Origin of the sequence: Pedobacter sp. MR2016-19 (assembly GCF_014947265.1) — a bacterium.
Lineage (GTDB): Bacteria > Bacteroidota > Bacteroidia > Sphingobacteriales > Sphingobacteriaceae > Pedobacter.
Genome location: NZ_JADCNK010000002.1, coordinates 162641 through 181081 on the forward strand (window position 1 = coordinate 162641; position 18441 = coordinate 181081).

Here is an 18441-nt window from a genome sequence, read left to right on the forward strand (position 1 = left end):
ATTCTGTTCCTGTAAAATGTTTCTTTTTTATTTTTGATCATGCAGCTACCACTGAAAAAATTATCAAGTATCCTATTTTGTCTTTTACTTTTTTTTAAAAGTGCCGAGGCACAAAAGATTTATATCGATTCCTTAAATCATTTGCTGGCGCAGAACAGCATTTCGAAGGAAGAAAAAGTAAATCTGCTCTGCAAACTGGCCAAGGCAAATTTTGAAAAAAACCTTCAGCTTTCTTTTCAACAGGCCAATGAAGCCCTTAAGGTTGGAGGAGGGTTAAAGGACGGGAAGAGTAAAGCCATGGCCTATGCAACACTGGTTCACTTGTACGTGTGGAAAAAGGACTTGAAAAGTGCCTATGCAAGTTTAGACAGTGCCATGTACTATGCTCATAAAACAAAAGACCGCGTTGCACTGGGTTTTGTATGGTTTAGAAGTGGTTGGTTAGACCTGGTGAACGATGATAATGATAAATCGGTGGCAAAGCTACTTAAAGCCCTGGATTTTTTAAAGGGTCAGCATGCAGATGACTATGAAAGTACCATATACCATTATCTGGCCAGTTTTTATGGCTATGGCAATGATCCATCAAAACAGCAGAAATACGCCCGTTTATGTTATATAAGTGCAATAAAAAGCAAACAGATGGACCTGTTGAATAATGCCTATCTTACTATCGGACAAACTTATTTTGACCATTTTAAGCTCGATACGCTGAAACGTAATTTGCTCGACTCGGCATTGTTTACCTATAAAAAATCACTTCAGCTATCAAAAAAGCAGGAGGGCCGCATGCTTATCTACAGCAATACTGCTGCGGCAGCTTTAAATACCGCCAATGTTTATTTTCAATACTTTCCGCCTTCATATCGCGATAGTGCCGAAAAATATGTGGATATCGCAATGGGTATTGCTACAAAAACAAATTTATTGGAAGTTTTACTAAACTGCTATGGCTTAAGGAGCGAATATGCACTGCGCGACGGAAATTACGATGAAGCAGAAAAACTATTACTCACCGGATTGGGTAAAATTTCTGGTAGCATAATAAAAATGCCGTTAACTCAGGCACGGATATACCAGGGGCTTGCAAGTATTGCCGAAAAAAAAGGTAATCAGCAGGCTGCCTTAAACTATTTGAAGCAGTATTTTAATTATTATAAAAAGGCTTTTGATGAAGAAAAAATTAACAGCACCATTAGGATAGAAGCACAGTATCAGTCAGAAAAAAAAGCTCAGGAGATTGCCTATTTACACCAACAGACCAAGTATACCAAAAAACTGAATGTTTTTTACATTATTTCAGGTTTGACGGGCATTGCCGCATTGCTTTTACTGCTCATGTCTTATAATTATAAGCTCAAGGCATCGATTAGAAAACAAGAGCTGATCGACCAGGAAAAAAAGGCTGCAGAATTAAGGGCACAGCTAAAAGAGGTTGAAGCGATGCAACTTCAAACTGAGCAGGTTTTGCTCAAAGAGCGTCAGGAGCGATTGGAGAAAGAAGTATTGGCCAGTAATTTACAAATTGAAGAAAAAAATGAACTACTGGAGCTTATACCAGAGAAGGTAAATATTGAAAGCCACCTTTCGCTTGATGAGCAGATTAAACGGATTGTGAATCAGCAGAAAAGGATGGATAAAGAATTTGAGGAACATAAGACAGATTTTTTTGATACTAATCCTGCTTTTTTTGAACGCCTGCAAGAGAAAGCGAACCATACACTTACGCGGCTTGATTTAAAATACTGTTCTTATATGTTGATGGGTTTAACCAATAAAGAGGTTTCCATCCGGTTAGGTATCGAACCTAAAAGTGTGCGCATGAGCCGTTACCGGATCAAACAAAAGTTGGGTTTGGGAAAAGAAGAGGATTTGAATCTGTTTCTGCAGCAGTTAGGATAATTGCCAGGTAGATTCAATAAAAGAAGGGCGAAACGATATTTTGAAAAAAGCCTTTCCCGAAAACAAAACCTCGGGATAACAAATATTCATTGTAGGGTTTTTAAATACGATCAACAACTTCTACAATACGTTTTAACCGTTCTGATACCGTTGTATCACCCACAATTTTTATTACAGGGCAGTTTAGGCCTTCCAGCCAACGTTCGTGGATCCCGATATTTCGGCCTGTAAAAGAACGGTCGTCGTATTTTGATGCCCAATCTATAAATTCCAGGAATAATTTGTGCCGTTGCGCATCGTCATAAATCTGATTTCCATAACGTTCTATTTCCCTTTGCACCAGGCGTTCCATCCTGATTTCTTTTGGCAGGTAAAGGAAAACCGCAAGGTCGAACATTTGTTTCCATTCCTCTCCCCAGCTTACCAGCGAGCCGCCCACAATATAGTTTTCTGATTTTCTTAATTCGTCTTTAAGCAACCGGCTCCGTAATTGGGCTTCTCTCTTTACGGTATATGGAACAGCAGATTTTTCCCAGAAAAAACTATCTGTATCAAAATAGGGGATATTTAACCGGGCAGATAAAGTTTCGCCCAAAGTGGTAGAGCCTGCACAGGATGCACCAAGGATATGGATTTTCATGGCATAAAGATATTGCAAATTGTTTTATCGGTTTGTTAAAACTTGTAATGTGGTGAGGTTAAAGGCATCTTCTTTTGGGTAACTTCTCATTAAAAAGGGTATATTTAATGGATTGTGGATCATCGAGACCACCTGTTCGCGAACCGCTTATCAGTACAAGTTTATCCTCACTGCTTTCCATAATTCACAGCATATTAATCGGCGATCCTGCTTCGGTTTTAAAAATAAGCCTATTGGTAGACGCTGGGCCTACCATCAAATTAAGGAACAGCCACTTTCACTGAAATACACAATAAAATCACCAAAAGCAGGAAACAAACATTTTTAGTGACATTCCCAATAATTATACTCCGCCAGAGTGTTGTTTATTTAAGAGTGCTGTAAATCCTGTTCTGAAATGGATTTATCTTTTTATCTGAATAATAAGTTGCAGAGACAACATGCCCAAGTACGGCATGCAATTCAAGTAAAATAGAGTTTTTCATTTTCGGATTAAAATAGATTACATAGTAGAATTCCGGTGGCTGTTCAGGATCCAGATAAATTCCCTTTAAGCTAAAACCAGAAATCTTTTTATCAAGTTTTTGTAGCTCTTTAGAGCTGAAATCAGTTTCCTTTAAGTACTTGGTTGGAGCCTCATTTCTATTGTATGAAACAAGAATGTCGCCAGATTTTAGCCATTCCAAGATGAAATCTCCAGCCGGCATTTTATGCATAGGCTGCCAACGGGCTCTATTGTCCTTAGCTTCCAAACTCATAGAGAGATATGGTGCCGAGACCTGGCCATATGTTCCCTGCCAAATCACAAAAAGAACGAATGTTGATAAGATATGCTTTATCATTTTAATTGGATTGAAGACCTGTACATGTGGCTGTACCGTTTAAACGGGTTCTTGGATCAGCAGGATTTGAACTCTGCTCATAATCTGATTTTAACATCAAGTCATCTTGTTAATCTCCTTCTTACAAGATGTAATGATTGAGAATGTTAAAAATATTGAGCTTAGAATTAAAATAGATTTTTTCATTTAATTGATTTTATAATACTTTATGTACTCTGGCAGAATACTTTGATAGCACTACTTATTATGACAAGTTTATCAACCTAATGTTGTATGTCGGCTACAAATAAATATTTAACAACTGGGGTTCCCAGTCTAGCACAAGTCTTAGTACTTAACCCGGGCAAAGCCTGACTTGTGCTTTCGTTAAACTCATTAATCGTTCAAATCAAAAAACTTAAACACCTGGAGCTCTTTTGATCAGGCAAATGAAATGACGATTCAACTATATCTTTTATCATAACTCCTTTTTTTATTAAAAAACGAGTTTTGGGAATTACTGTTCCTCGCTGCATTTAGTTGAAAATCATTTAAATAGCTGATGCTGCTCATATTTTTAACATGGGTTTTTTACAAACTTTATGCTTAATAAACAGAGCGCAATATGAAAAAGATCCTGGTACCTGTTGATTTCTCCCCAGCAGCAGAAAACGCAGCTAATTATGCAACTGATCTGGCCTATAACATTGGGGCAAGGATAGAACTATTCAATGTTTTTCAGGTTCCTGTGGTGTCTCCCGTTGCAGCATCGATGGTATGGCCTTATGAAGAGTACAGCAAGATGGAGGATGATGCCAAAAAAACATTGGAGAAATTGCTTCATAAGGTCGAAAAGAAATATGAAGCCGCCTATCACGATTATAGCCTTAAGCCAGAAGTATATTCGAAATTTGTTCGTGGAGAAGTGGATGATGAGGTTTATAAATATTTTACCGAATGTAAAATGAACCTTGTGGTAATGGGCTTAAACAGTGCAAGCAAGTTCTCCAAAATTTTAATCGGTAGTAATGCCAGAAAAATGATTGAGCGCGAAATACCGCTTTTATTGATCCCCACAGGCTATCAGTTCAAGAAGCCTAAAAAAATTGCTTTCGCCACCGATTTTAGTCATAGTGACATCCCTGTTTTATGTGCGCTTGCCGAATTTGCAAAACCTTTCAACGCCGATATACTCATTATGCATACAGGTAATTCAACATCAGATCCGGCAGTTTACAAACAAACAACCGAAGATTTTTTGAACCGGGTTGCCGACAGGGTGAATTATAGAAATATCTACCATAGGCATGTAAACAGTGAGCGGGTTAAGGATGGCCTGGACTGGATCGTAGAAAATGGTCAGATCGATATGCTGGCAATGGTACACCGGAAACACGGATTTTTTTATCGCCTGTTTAATGGTAGCTATACGCTGAACATGTCTGATCATATTCAGATCCCGCTTCTGGTTTTGCCGCCTGAACATCGCATTCCGATGTAAAGCCAGCCGATCATTGCATAAAACTTAATTGTACAATCTATTCCTAAACAAAAAACATGTATCCTAAAACAATGAAAGCCGCTGTTATCCATGAATATGGAGGACCTCTGGCCATAGAAGAACTTAAGGTCAGACCGCTCAATCAATACGAGATCCTGGTGAAAGTAATTTCATGTGGTGTATGCCATACCGACCTGCACGCCTGTAATGGAGACTGGCCAGTAAAATCAAAAATGCCATTGGTGCCTGGTCACGAAGCCATCGGCTTGGTAGCCGCCATGGGGCATGATGTTAAAAGTGTTAAAGAAGGCGATGTAGTTGGCGTTCCATGGTTGTATAGTGCCTGTGGCTGTTGCGAATTTTGTTTAACAGGTTGGGAAACATTATGCTATGAGCAACAAAACGGCGGCTATAGTGTTGATGGCGGTTTCGCAGAATATGTGATTGCCGATTCCAGGTATGTTGCCCATTTTCCTTCGCATGTAAATTTTGCAGAAATGGCACCGATTATTTGTGCCGGGGTTACCGTTTACAAAGGTTTAAAAGAAACCGAGGTAAAAGCAGGCGAATGGGTTGCTATATCGGGAATTGGCGGATTAGGCCATCTGGGGGTTCAATATGCAAAAGCCATGGGTTTTCAGGTTGCTGCAATTGATGTTTCAAATGATAAATTGGAAATGGCCAGAAAACTGGGTGCTGACATTGTGGTTAACGCACTTGAACAGGATCCTGGGGAATTTCTTAAAAAACAAACCGGGGGAATGCATGGCGTATTGGTAACTGCAGTATCGCCTATTGCTTTCAGTCAGGGGCTTTCCGCATTGCGAAGAAAAGGCACTTTATCGTTAAATGGATTACCTCCAGGCAGTTTCGACCTTCCCATATTTGATACCGTGCTGAACAGGATTACCATCAGGGGTTCTATTGTTGGTACGAGAAAAGATATGCAGGAGGCTATTGAATTCGCCGTAGATGGCAAGGTGAAAGCGCAGATTAAGTCTGCAAAACTGGAAGATATTAATGAAGTATTTGAACAGATGAAAATGGGAGAGATTGAGGGAAGGGTTGTTTTAGATATTTCGGGAACAGCTTAGTAATAAATATTCAACATTAATTTTTAAAAAATGTTAGGGAAATTAGAAGAAGAGGAAGTCGAAAAGCTCCTTAAAGAGCAATATATAGGTCGTTTAGGCTGCCACGCCCATGGGGTGAGTTACATTGTGCCTATTAATTATGTTTACCGCAGCGGTACAGTTTATGCCCATTCTGCTCCCGGACAAAAAATCAGGATGATGAGAAGCAACCCACAGGTTTGCTTCCAGATTGACCAGATCCGCGACACCTTCAACTGGAAAAGTGTGGTGTGCTGGGGCAAATTTGAAGAAATCACCGATACTTCAGAAAAACAAAATGTTTTGCAGGGCATTATCCACCGGATGATGCCCTTAACCAATACACCATCAGAGCAGCCATCGCATGGCACAGGCAAAACAGATGCGCATGATGAAGAAATTATCGTGTTCAAAATTGTGCTGCACCTGAAAACTGGCCGATTTGAGGTTAATGACAGGAGTAATTGATAAGTTTTAAAAGAATATGATCAGTATTTGAATTAGGACAGGATGTTTAAATGAAAAAAGCCTGAAATCGCATGATTTCAGGCTTTAGTTTTTTCAGGCGGAGAGAGTGGGGGGAATTGAACCCAATCTTTAAATCTCGCTCTATATTGGGTAGGGATGGCCTTTACTGTTCCCGCTGTTGCGATTTGTACACGATAGGCGTCGGTATCTACCGAGATTTCCTTTAGCTTTGCCCTTAAAGGATCATGATCTGGAATGATAATGAAATCTCCATGTTGCATTAAGCTTGTAGTTTCTTTCGGTGCAGCCTGTTGTTTACAGGAACTGGCTATCGCCAATAAGTATAATCAAAGCCGGAATGAAAAGGTTATAGTTACTTTTTATTTTCATATTGATCTGTTTGCTTTATTGAATGTTTATTGCTGTTGTGGAAATGATATTCCAGCCAGTCTGCCAGGGCAACCATTAGGATGAGGTATATAATGGCCATCATCCAAAGTTTATTGGAGCGGGTTAAAGCCATTGGTTAAATTTTTTGATATACAGGGTTTTAATGAATTGAGTTAGCACGCAGTACGCAGCCAATATGCCGATTAACCATGGGAAATAGGTAATTGGTAATGGTTCCATTTTTAGTGAAGCAGCAAATGGAGAAAAAGGAATAAAGATTCCGATAACCATAATGAGCGAGGTAAGCACCACCACAGGCGTAGTTGCCCAGCTTTGTATAAAAGGGATCTTCCGTGTACGGATCATGTGTACAATCAGGGTCTGAGATAATAAACCTTCTATAAACCAGCCACTTTGAAACAGCTGTTGGTGCTGGGGGCTGTTGGCTTTAAACACGAAGAACATCACGGCAAACATGGCATAATCAAAGATGGAGCTGATCGGGCCGATGTACAGCATAAACCTCCTGATTCCTGAAGCATCCCATTTCTTAGGTTCTTTGATAAAATCATCATCCATTTTGTCCCAGGGAATCGAAATCTGGGAAACATCATACAATAAGTTCTGGATCAGGATCTGCACCGGAAGCATAGGTAAAAAAGGCAGAAATGCACTTGCACCCAACATGCTGAACATATTGCCAAAATTGCTGCTGGCCGTCATTTTGATGTACTTAATAATGTTTCCGAAAGTTCTCCGTCCGTAGATTACTCCTTTACGTAAAACCATCAGGTCCTTTTCGAGCAGGATGATATCGGCACTTTCTTTTGCAATATCAACTGCTGTATCCACGCTGATGCCCACATCGGCATCCCTTAAGGCTACAGCATCATTGATTCCATCGCCCATAAAACCCACGGTATGGCCTTTTGCCTGCAGTATTTTAACTACTCTTGATTTTTGGATGGGACTGAGTTTTGCCAGAATGGAAACATCAGCAATTTGTTCCTGTAGCTCCTGATCGCTCATTTTCTCCATTTCGGTACCCAGTAATATCCTGTTGTAAGGAATACCTACATCCCTACAGATCTTTTTGGTTACGATTTCATTGTCGCCTGTAAGTACCTTAATATTAACGCCCAGGTTCTGCAGGGCCTCAATCGCAGTTTTTGCAGAAGGTTTTGCAGGGTCAAGAAATCCGATAAAACCGGTCAGGATCATCTGATCTTCGTCTATTACAGAATAGTTCAAAGCCCTATCGTCAAACTCACGGATAGCAACCAGTAAAACCCTTAAGCCTTCTGCGTTTAATTTTTTTGAGGTGTTCAGAATCATTTGCCTTGTGTTTTCATCCATAGGCATTACTTTATCCGATTCGATATGCAATTGTTTATCATCGCCCGGGTTAAAAGCATGGCTGCATAGATCGAGCATTTCTTCAACCGCACCTTTGCAGATGAGCAGGTGCCTGCCATTGCGCTGTTTTAAAATCACCGACATTCTGCGTCTTTGGAAATCAAAAGGGATTTCATCAGCTTTTAAAAAGCTTTCTTCAACTTTCAGGTAATCATGAAGTTCTACATGCTCCAGTACAGCAACATCAAGCAGGTTTTTTAAGCCCGTTTGGTGAAAACTATTCAGGTAGGCCCATTTTAAAACCTCTTCATCATCATCACCAAAAATATTCAGGTGCCGTTCCAGTACAATTTTATCCATGGTTAGTGTTCCGGTTTTGTCTGTGCAGAGCACATCCATTGCACCAGTATTCTGTATGGCATTAAGGCGTTTAATAATCACTTTATGCTTGCTCATATTCACTGCGCCTTTCGCCAGGTTAGCAGTCACAATCATGGGCAGCATCTCTGGCGTTAACCCTACAGCCACCGCAATGGCAAAAAGTAAAGCATCCCACCAGTTTCCTTTTACCAGCCCATTAATCAAGAAGATAAGGGGCACCATCACCACCATAAAGCTGATGAGCAGGTAGCTTACCTTGTTTACCCCTTTATCGAAATTGGTTTCGGCCCGTTTACCTACAATTTCTTTACTTAATGAGCCGAAATAAGTTTGGTTTCCGGTATTTACCACTACGGCGGTAGCGAAGCCACTCACTACATTGGTACCCATAAAACAGATATTATCAAGCTCAAACAGCGGTTTTTTTTCCGCATTTCGTATAACCAGATTTCTTTTTTCAACAGGTAGGGCTTCTCCGGTAAGCATAGACTGGCTAACAAAAAGATCTTTTGATTGTATAATCCGGCAATCGGCGGGGATCATATCTCCTGCAGAAAGTATGATGATATCGCCTGGTACTAACTTTTTGATGTCCACTTCTTTTTTGCCTACCAGTTTTCTTAAAACAGTAGCGGTAGTTTTAACCATACTTTTAAGCTGCTCGGCAGCACGGTTGCTCCGGTACTCCTGAGAAAAGCGCAACAGGGAGCTGGCCAGTACCATAATACCCACCATGGTAACGGTTTTGTAGTCTTCCATTCCCTTAGGGGCCAGCCAAACATCGAGGATGAAAGATATGATAGCAATGATGAGCAGTATACCTATAAAAGGATTTATAAAAGCCTGTAAAAGCTGTTTAACCCATGTAGGCGCTTTTTCATGGTGTACCTCATTTAAGCCAAAGTGGTTTAACCTTTCCTTTGATTGAATGGCCGAAAGCCCCTCCTCGCTACTTTCGAGAATGGCAAAATAAAAGTTATGGTCTGCTCTTGAAATATTTTGTAGTTTGGTACCCGCCGCTTCCTGGTTGTTATTTAACCATGTTGTTCTGTGCTCGGGAAGGAGTCTTTTGATTTCTTTTGCAACTGTCATCTGTGTTGTTTATTAAGGATGGTAATTCAATTGTTTATAAGTCATTTTCGTCGCCGGCCTTGTTCCAGCTGACCTCAGAAACCTGCTGTTCTATGGTTAAGCGGCCCGCGATTTTTTCCATCGACGCATCTTCATTGTTATTGGCAAATATTTCTGCCGTAATAATGGCGGTTACCGGGTTTTCACCATCGGTGCTTTTTAACGATCTGAGTAGAAGCTTACTGTCGTTGCCGGTAAACTGTAGCAGCAAAACGCGGAGATGGTTTTCTACATCCTGTCTGCATTTAATAATAAGTACATAAGGCACTGGGACATGCGTGTTTTTTAAAGGCAGGCGGCTTAGTTTTACGCCAACAGGGCGCATAAATACATGGGTGAGAATAACGAAAGTGGTAAAAATCCCAGCTTCAGGAAGAAGTCCTATTCCACAGGATGCGCCAACGGCTGCAGAGCACCATAAAGTTGCTGCAGTATTTAACCCACGCACGTTAAGTCCGTCTTTCATGATGACTCCCGCACCAAGAAAGCCAATTCCACTAACTACGTAAGAGATCACCCTACCGGCAGCATCGCCACCTTCCTTTACGCCTAAGGAAACAAACATGCAGGCACCAAAGCAAACGAGCATATTGGTCCTTAATCCAGCCATCCTTTGGCGCCATTGGCGTTCTGTGCCGATAGCGGCACCCAACATAAAAGCTATTGTTATTCTGAGGGTGAATTCAAAAAGTGTCATAAATTTCTTTTCTATGCCCGAACCGGACATAAAAGAAATTTATGCCTGAGGGGCGGTTAAACCATTAATTGTTGTTTTGAAATAGGGGCCTGCGTCCATTATTGTTCTTTTTTATTGTGCTGCAAAAGTAGAAAATGCCTTTTAAAGAGGCTGTTAGAAGAGAAACAGAAATTTATTAGAAATTCATTAGAAAAGATCGGGCAGTTAGCTTATCCGAGGCGGAAAACCAATAAGAATCAATACAGAATAATGCAGGATTACTAAAGATGCGGGATATCAATCCTGAACGTGCTGCCCTTGTTTACAATTGAATTGAGCTGTATAGTTCCCTGATGCATAGAAATGATTTTTTGGCTGAGCGATAGCCCTATTCCATTTCCTGAGCTAAAGTCTTTATTTTTACCCCTGTAAAAAGCGGTAAATATGTTTGGTATATCTTCAGGAGGGATTCCTATTCCGGTATCTTTAAAACTTAAACTGATTCGTGTAGCATTAAAATCAATTTCTATGGTGCACAAGTGATTTGGAGAAAACTTGCAGGCATTTTCAATCAGGTTAATAAACGCCACTTTCAATAAATACTCGTTCCCGTTAATTAAGATATCATCATCATCCTCAATTTCGCGGGCAAACTGCACATCAACTTTATAATTTTCACTGATTTTAAGTACGGCTTCCCTGGCTTCCATTAAGAGTTCGTCTGCACGGAGTTTTTTCATGCTTACGGTGTTTTGATCATAGCTGGCTTTTGCAAGATCGAGCAGACCATTTGAGAGCTTTGCCAAACTTTGGGCATCATTTAATGAAAGTTTGATGATTTCTTTATACTCATCCGTATTGCGTTCCCTAATCAGCGCCAGTTGTAGTTCGCCTATAATTGTTGATAATGGTGTGCGGAGTTCGTGGGAGATATTGCTGACAAAACTTTTCTGACTATCGAAAGATTGCTCCAGGCGATCAAGCATACCGTTAAAGGTATGTGCCAGTTCGCCAATCTCATCTTTTTGGTTTTTTACCTGAACGCGGTTATACAGATTGGTCGCCGTAATTTGAGCTACTTTATCTACAATTTCGGTTACCGGTTTTAATGCCCTGCTAACAAAGTAATAACCAGCGGCAATGGTTAAACTGATGATGATGATAAAAGAAACAATTAAAGCGTATTTAAACGCTTGCAAACGGTTTAAGCCATACTGGTCGCTAGCAGCTGCTGTGATTACATAGGTTTTTTGATGGTGCTCATAGAGCAGGCCTACCACCTGTAACGAACCCTGATCGAAGGTAATTTCTTTTTCCTGCACAATCTGATCGATCATTTTTCGTGTTTCCTTAACCTTGTCTATCTGTACCGCATCATGGTAAAGGAGGTGAAACGAGGTGTCGTATATTGCTACCTCTTCTTCAAAAAGCGAATTGGGCGTAGTTTTATAAATGAGCTGTAATACTGCTGCAGGTACTTTTGCATCAAAAAGCAGGTTAGCTTTTGTAATTGCTTCTCTTTTTAGCTGTTTATAATACTGGTCTTTTCTTGTCTTTGCAGAGTAGATATAAATAAATACCGCAAAGGCGAGGAGCAGCGAGGCAAAAAGCGTGAGAAATAACAACAGAAGTTTTACCCTTATTTTCATATTTGAGTTTTAATGGTAACAATGTTTTATCCTTCTTTAAATATGAAGCCCATACCCGGCTTGGTATGGATCAGTTTAACACTATGGTTTTTATCTATTTTCTTTCTGAGGTAATTGATATAAACATCGATAAAATTTGTGCCCGAATCAAAAGTGTCCCAAACTTTTTCAGCTATTTCCGTTCTGGACAGTACCCTTTCTGAGTTTCCCATCATATACTCCAATAAGCGGAATTCTTTAGGTGTAAGGTTAACGGGCTCATTGTTCCTTTGTACCATTTTGGTTTCCAAATTCATTTCAAGATCGGCAAAGCGGAGGATAAAACCCTGGCTAAAAGTATTGTTTAAAGCCTGGTTCCGATTAATCAAAGCCCTGATCCGTGCATGAAGCTCTCTGAAATCAAAGGGTTTTACCAGGTAATCGTTTGCACCGGCATCAAAGCCTTCAATCTTATCATCGGTGGTACCCAATGCGGTAAGCATAATAATAGGGATATTGGGAAGGCTAAGCCTGATCTCTTTACACAGGTCTATCCCGTTTATTTTTGGCAGGATCAAATCCATAAGGATCAGATCAAATGATTTTGATAAGGCCAGTTTCTTTCCCATTTCTCCATCATAAGCAAGGGTAACCTGGAAACCAAGTTCGGTCAACCCTTTATGGATCAGTTCAGCTACCCTTTGTTCATCTTCTATTACCAGAATCTGCATACCGAAAATTTATAAGTGCAAACTTCAATATTATTTGCCTATAATTTATGTTTTTGTGTTTTAAAAATTTTAGAAAAGGGTTTAAATGCTTACAGGAGTAACATCATTGAACGGCCGTTGAATTTGAAGGGCGGGCAAATGAAAACTATTTTAGGTTGATAAAACCAGGAAATGCTAACCCATAAATTTCACAATAGGTTTCCATTAGCGCATCCGTCCGCATAGCATCATTAATGTATAATGGCTCCGTTGTAGACCTGCTTATACATCCAAAGCTTATCGCTGAGTAAAGAATAGGGTATAGTAAATCATTTCATTTTGCCGCTGCCTGGGAGATGTTTTAGTGAAAAACGTCTAAACAGGCAAGAAACATACCTCTTTTTTTGTCTTAATCTGATAGTTTAATGGCTGAACATAGCCTCACTTAAAAGGCATAAAACCGAATTTTGCGGCGTGAAAAGGTTAAGCCATTTTAAATGATCCCGGATTAATTAAATAAATAAGTCATGAAAAAAAAGCTACTATCTATATGTTTCTTTATACTATTAATTTGCTGTGGCAGGGTGCTGGCGCAGGAAAAGGAAAATACTTTCTTTAAAGAACATCAACTTGTTATAAAGACCAATCTACCAGCCATTGCATTAAGAAATATCAATATCGCAGGTGAAATAAGCTTAAGCCCGGATAACACCGCACACCCGCTTACCCTGCATATACCGGTGTCCTATAACCCCTTTAACTATGGTGGAGATGCCAAACTAAAACACATCGCTGTGCAACCCGAACTAAGGCTGTGGCAGAGAGAAGCTTTCAGTAAATTCTTTGTAGGCCTTCATGCGCATTATGCTTACTATAATGTAGGAGGTATCTCGGGGATTAACAGGCAACTGAAAGAAAACCGCTACCAGGGAAATCTTTTCGGAATGGGGGTATCGGGAGGTTATACGCACATGATCAATGATAGGTTTGGTGTTGAATCAGTTTTAGGTTTAGGCTATGCATTTATGGATTATGACGTTTATGATTGCCAGCACTGTGGCGCTAAAACAGGAGAAGAAAGCAAAGTTTACTTCGGTCCCACAAAATTTTCAATCTCATTAGTATACAAGATTAGGTAATAACCCAAAAATTAGTGAAAACAACGGTTGAATAATGCTTAAAAAGTGTTGTAAGGCCTTTCTATACAATAAATAAAAGGAATAATTAAACAAAAGTAAAATGAAACCATCATGGGCAAACCTTATAAACATGCGCATGATAGCTTCATCAGCAATAAAAATAAATGATATAACGATGAAAAAGTTTATTAAAAATTATGCCTTTGTGGCATTCGCTGCCTTATCAATAGCAGCTTGTAAAAAAGATCAAAAAAACGGAGTTAATTTTAGCGGAAGTAATGGAAAAGATGCCAGGCTTCAGCTAATGGTAACCGCACCAAAATCTGTATCTACTTATGCCGTGGGAGATGACAATGCAACTGATGCGGAGATGAAAATCAATACGATAGATGTATTTGTGTATGATGATGGGGCACCTTTCACGCTTACCTCTTATGTCCATATTGAGGGAAGTGATATTTATGAAGCTGATGGAAAAACGATCAAAGCGCAATCTCTTGATGTGAAAACTGGCGCCAAACAGGTTTTTGCTGGCGTAAACCTTCCTCAGGAAATTGTAAACAAATTAAAGTCAAACTACGCCAACATGAATACCGCTATCAACGTAGATATGCCTGCTTTGGTAAACGGCGATGGTTCTGTTGCCATGTTTAACGAAAGTATCAACCGTATCACCATTTCAGATATTGACGGTGCCAACAAAATAACAGTACCTGTTAGCCGCTTGGTTGCTAAAACCAGTGTGAAATCTGGACAATCTTTAATGCTTTCTAATATAGCAGGTGGTAATTTGTCAGAACTTAATTATACTATAGGCCAGGCAAATACAAAACAAATTGTAGCTCCTTTAGTTAACTTTAAGGATGCTAACTGGTTGGCTGCAGCGCATAATGCTTCTGATTTAAAATTGGTAGATGTTGCCAGTTTCCATCCGGTAAATGCTGCCTCGGCCACCGTTGGTAGCCAAAATGTGGTATATGTGCCAGAGAATACCTCTAAAGAGCACCAACACAATCAGGTAACCTATGTTAGTGTAAGGGCCAAGTTTACGCCGTCTGTACTAACCGGTACCAACCCGCTTGCAGCCGATGGAACATTCTATGCCGTATTCACCAATTTTGGGGTATACTACTTTGGTGCATTAGAAGAGGCACAGGAATATGCTATAGCAAATGGAGGTGCAGCACCAATTACTTACAATAACGGCCATTGCTACTACCGCTTATATTTAAATCCAGAAGGAAACGTAATGGGTGAAGGCAAATATGACTTACTGAGAAATGTATATTATAATGCAACTGTTACCAAAATTAACGGTTTAGGAACGCCGGGCGAAAACCAGATCAATGGCGACAACGGTACGCCTGCTAATCCCGGAAAACCACTAATATCACCAGACCCGATATCGCCTACAGATCCAATCGCACCATCTAAAAAAGTAAGCATAGAGGCTACCATTACCATTGTACCATGGGCTATGCACGTTGCAGATTACGAAATTTAAAATTTGTCTGAAGCTTTTTAAAGATGAATAAGCAGATTTCTGAATTGCAGAAATCTGCTTATTCCCATAACAAAAACGGCTCTTTTAAACAGCTTTATTTAAAAAATGCAATTATACCATTTTGAATATGAGAAGGATATTTATAATTATACTGGTGCTCATGGTGTCAACCCAAGCTTGTATAAAAGAGAAGCTGGAGGATTGTGAATTTAAGATAGCTGTTTATTTTACCCAACCAGATAGCTGTAATAATCGGCCGGTTTATACAAAGAGTGGTCAGCTCACTGTTTTTGCGTTTAACCAGTCGGGTATTTTATCGGGCCGTTTTTCTAATGCCGGAGTTTCTTTCGGGGCGGATGAGCAAATTACATTAAACCTGAAACAGGGGGTTTATACCCTTGTGGCAGTAGCGGGATTAAGTGACAAGCATTTTGCAAACCAAAGCCTTATAAATGGGCAGACGCGTCTTAGCGAATTTTATATCCCCTCCTATGTGGTGAAAGATGGTGATAAAGAAACAGAAAACGGGGCATTTTTTATTGGAGTACTGCAACAGGTTAAAATAACACAAAACAATGCATGTTCAATAGCCATGAAATTAGTGGGCAAACCGCTCAATTTAACTTTAAATGGTGGTTTGGTTAACCATAGTTACCAGGCAAGAATAAGTTATAATGCCATTGGGTATAGCTTAACAAATAATTTAACCTACAATTTTGCTACAGATCATTTTACAACTGCAAAGCTTTATACCAATGCCGTAAAACAGGATGTTTATCATGCAAATACGGGTATTCTTTGGCCTGCCGGAAATCAGGCATCCAGGTTAATAATACGCGATTTAATTAACGATGTCGACATTTTTAATGCTGATGTCAAAACGCTACTGGCCAAATTTAGCCAGGTCGATTTTAACTGTGAACCTGTAATTAATATACAGATTAATTATTCCCTTTCCCATAATATTGAAATTGTTATAAATGGCTGGAAAGTGCAATACTCAGAAATGGAGCTATAGTTTAATCATAAAAATGGGTACTAATGAAACCATCATGAGCATACCTATTCACAAACAATAGTAAATATGCCCATGGTAGCTTTATTGCCGCTAAAAAACAAGCTGCGAAGCAAGCATGAGTTCCGTTAAAAAAGATGAAATAATAACGAATAATTATATGCTGATGAAAAAGTATCTATATGCATTTATGCTGATGTGTAGTATGGCAATTGTAAGTTGTCGTAAAGAAACAGCACAATTCGAAAGTATGCCAGATGGGGCAATAAATCAGAGGGTGAAACTCATGTTGAACCTGCCCAAATCTGTGCAGCCCAAAACCTATGCCATTACCGAAAATGATGAAAACAGGATAGCATCCATAGATTTGTTTGCTTTTAAAATAGTGGATGGCAAAGAACTTTTTTCATATTATACAAAAGGAATCATACTGGCAGCAGACGGCATGTTGGGAGAGGCCGCTTTTTATGCGGATTTAGTAAAAACTACAGACGATTACCGTTTTGTAATTCTTTGTAATGCCAGGGAGGAAGTACAAAAAGCAGCGGGTTCATTTATCGAGGGTAAACCTAAAGACGATATATTGCATAGCCTGGTTAAGTTAAGCAGTGAAAAATGGACAGCGGCAACTTCTGCTAATTTCATACCTTTCCCGATGTGGGGAGAAGGTGAGATTGTAAAAGGAGTAAATGTGCAAACCAGTAGCATGACTTTTAGTGTATTGCGCAGTTTGGCAGCTATAGATGTAGTTTTAGCACAAGATGCAGGCAATGATTTCCGGATAACTTCGGTGAGTATCTTTAACGCTAACAACAGCGGTCAGATTGTGCCTTTTTCAACCAATTATGATGTAAATCATCAATCTGTAACAGAGGTAAGTTTACCAGCTTGTGTTCAGTTTTTACCGGTTCAGGATTATCACCTTGACCAGCCTTCCACCGAACTGAAAAATGAAATTTATCTTTTTGAGAGCAAAGCGGCCTCAGATGTCTTTACATCTGAGGCAACAGGGCTGGTAATTGGTGGAAAATACAAGGGCAGTAACCAGATCACCTATTACAGGATAGATATGGTTGATAATAGGGGTAAGCCCATCGCATTGTTGCGCAATCACCATTATACTGTAAATATAATTAAGGTAAATGGTGCAGGTATTGCAGATAAGGAGTTGGCATGGCATAACAGGCCCGTAAACATAACGGTAGGCATTACCCAATGGAGTGAAGCCAATTTACCCGACGTGAATATCCCCGAAGTTTATGAATTAAAGGTTGGGCAGGAAATTTTCCAGGATAATGGTGGAAGGAAACGGATAAACCTTGATCTTAATGCCACTTATTCAGGCGGGTGGACCGTTACTTCAAGTACAAATTGGATAATTCCAGCCGCTGGCAGTGGCCCGGCCGGCCAGGCGCAAAATTTTTCTTTTAATGTAGCCAGTAATAAATCAGGCGCATCCAGAACAGGTACACTCACTTTCAAATCCGGAATATTAAGTAAAACCATCAAGGTTACCCAGGCTGTACCAAACTTTGCAGATAATTTGCCAGGTCTTGATGTATATGTGGCCAAGGACGACCTTCCCGGTTTACCTACCTGGTACCTTGCAGCAAATGTAAAGGATGGGTCTACATCTACATTAGATGCCTTGAAAATTCAGTTAAACCCTGCGCGTACAGGCAGCTGTGCCCAGGTATATGGTGAAGGCTGGCGTTTGCCCAACTATGATGAATTAACCCGCCTTATTCCGTACCAATACAATCAGCGCAGTGCTGTTGAAAAAGCTCTTCGTGAGGCTGGGGCAACTCTTTTTGACAGACAGTATTTTTACTGGACAGGTACAAATTATATCAATAATTCCTCTGGCGCCTGGGCCCATATCATCAACGCTAACCCTGGTGGGGGTACCTTAAGCACTATAACTTTAAAAACTTCTGTAAAATACCGGGCCAGATGTGTAAAAAGTATCCCGTTGTAATAACAAAAACTTAACGCAAAATGCGATGAAACCATCATAAGTACACCGCTTACAAACAGCAATAAAATATGCTTATGATAGCTTCATTA

16 protein-coding genes are annotated in these 18441 nt (G+C 39.9%); 8 read left to right on the forward strand and 8 right to left on the reverse strand.

Features of this window, described 5'->3' with window-relative positions:
- Nucleotides 1-39 precede the first annotated feature (39 nt).
- Nucleotides 40-1902 (forward strand): LuxR C-terminal-related transcriptional regulator, encoded by a 1863-nt coding sequence (locus IM793_RS03025; protein WP_193419680.1) that lies wholly within the window; start codon nt 40-42, stop codon nt 1900-1902.
- Between the two features lie 100 nt (nt 1903-2002).
- Here IM793_RS03025 and IM793_RS03030 read toward each other — a convergent pair whose 3' ends face one another.
- Entirely contained in the window at nt 2003-2542 is a 540-nt protein-coding gene (locus IM793_RS03030) for an AAA family ATPase (protein ID WP_193419681.1), read from the reverse strand.
- A 365-nt stretch (nt 2543-2907) separates the two neighbouring features.
- On the reverse strand, nt 2908-3384 hold the full coding sequence (locus IM793_RS03035) for a hypothetical protein (protein ID WP_193419682.1): 477 nt from the start codon (nt 3382-3384) through the stop codon (nt 2908-2910).
- Nucleotides 3385-3988: 604 nt separating this feature from the next.
- Between IM793_RS03035 and IM793_RS03040 the strand changes: the two genes are divergently transcribed.
- From IM793_RS03040 to IM793_RS03050, 3 genes are read left to right on the forward strand one after another with little or no spacing between them, the layout of a single operon-like run.
- Nucleotides 3989-4864, forward strand: coding sequence for a universal stress protein (locus IM793_RS03040; protein WP_193419683.1), 876 nt, complete (start codon nt 3989-3991; stop codon nt 4862-4864).
- Between the two features lie 56 nt (nt 4865-4920).
- A complete protein-coding gene (adhP, locus tag IM793_RS03045; protein ID WP_193419684.1) occupies nt 4921-5958 on the forward strand; it encodes an alcohol dehydrogenase AdhP in 1038 nt (345 codons plus the stop codon).
- Between the two features lie 30 nt (nt 5959-5988).
- Complete coding sequence (locus IM793_RS03050; protein ID WP_121282221.1) at nt 5989-6444, forward strand: pyridoxamine 5'-phosphate oxidase family protein; 456 nt, start codon at nt 5989-5991, stop codon at nt 6442-6444.
- A gap of 77 nt (nt 6445-6521) precedes the next feature.
- Here IM793_RS03050 and IM793_RS03055 read toward each other — a convergent pair whose 3' ends face one another.
- The 6 genes from IM793_RS03055 to IM793_RS03080 form a co-directional block, all read right to left on the reverse strand.
- Nucleotides 6522-6782 (reverse strand): hypothetical protein, encoded by a 261-nt coding sequence (locus IM793_RS03055; protein ID WP_193419685.1) that lies wholly within the window; start codon nt 6780-6782, stop codon nt 6522-6524.
- A 35-nt stretch (nt 6783-6817) separates the two neighbouring features.
- Nucleotides 6818-6967 carry a hypothetical protein gene (locus IM793_RS03060; RefSeq protein WP_166792150.1) on the reverse strand — a complete coding sequence of 50 codons (150 nt, stop codon included), beginning with the start codon at nt 6965-6967 and terminating at the stop codon, nt 6818-6820.
- Nucleotides 6958-9663 carry a magnesium-translocating P-type ATPase gene (mgtA, locus tag IM793_RS03065; RefSeq protein ID WP_193419686.1) on the reverse strand — a complete coding sequence of 902 codons (2706 nt, stop codon included), beginning with the start codon at nt 9661-9663 and terminating at the stop codon, nt 6958-6960. Before mgtA ends, IM793_RS03060 begins: the two co-directional genes overlap by 10 nt.
- 34 nt (nt 9664-9697) lie before the next feature.
- Nucleotides 9698-10399, reverse strand: a complete 702-nt coding sequence (locus tag IM793_RS03070; RefSeq protein ID WP_193419687.1) for an MgtC/SapB family protein — start codon at nt 10397-10399, stop codon at nt 9698-9700.
- 260 nt (nt 10400-10659) lie between these two features.
- Nucleotides 10660-12027 (reverse strand): HAMP domain-containing sensor histidine kinase, encoded by a 1368-nt coding sequence (locus IM793_RS03075; RefSeq protein ID WP_193419688.1) that lies wholly within the window; start codon nt 12025-12027, stop codon nt 10660-10662.
- A 26-nt stretch (nt 12028-12053) separates the two neighbouring features.
- A complete protein-coding gene (locus IM793_RS03080) occupies nt 12054-12737 on the reverse strand; it encodes a response regulator transcription factor (RefSeq protein ID WP_193419689.1) in 684 nt (227 codons plus the stop codon).
- 506 nt (nt 12738-13243) lie between these two features.
- Between IM793_RS03080 and IM793_RS03085 the strand changes: the two genes are divergently transcribed.
- From IM793_RS03085 to IM793_RS03100, 4 genes are all read left to right on the forward strand, one after another.
- Nucleotides 13244-13855, forward strand: a complete 612-nt coding sequence (locus IM793_RS03085; protein ID WP_193419690.1) for a DUF3575 domain-containing protein — start codon at nt 13244-13246, stop codon at nt 13853-13855.
- Between the two features lie 175 nt (nt 13856-14030).
- A complete protein-coding gene (locus IM793_RS03090; RefSeq protein ID WP_193419691.1) occupies nt 14031-15359 on the forward strand; it encodes an Mfa1 family fimbria major subunit in 1329 nt (442 codons plus the stop codon).
- A 127-nt stretch (nt 15360-15486) separates the two neighbouring features.
- On the forward strand, nt 15487-16377 hold the full coding sequence (locus IM793_RS03095; protein ID WP_193419692.1) for a FimB/Mfa2 family fimbrial subunit: 891 nt from the start codon (nt 15487-15489) through the stop codon (nt 16375-16377).
- 163 nt (nt 16378-16540) lie between these two features.
- Complete coding sequence (locus IM793_RS03100; RefSeq protein ID WP_193419693.1) at nt 16541-18352, forward strand: BACON domain-containing protein; 1812 nt, start codon at nt 16541-16543, stop codon at nt 18350-18352.
- The last annotated feature ends 89 nt before the right edge of the window (nt 18353-18441 follow it).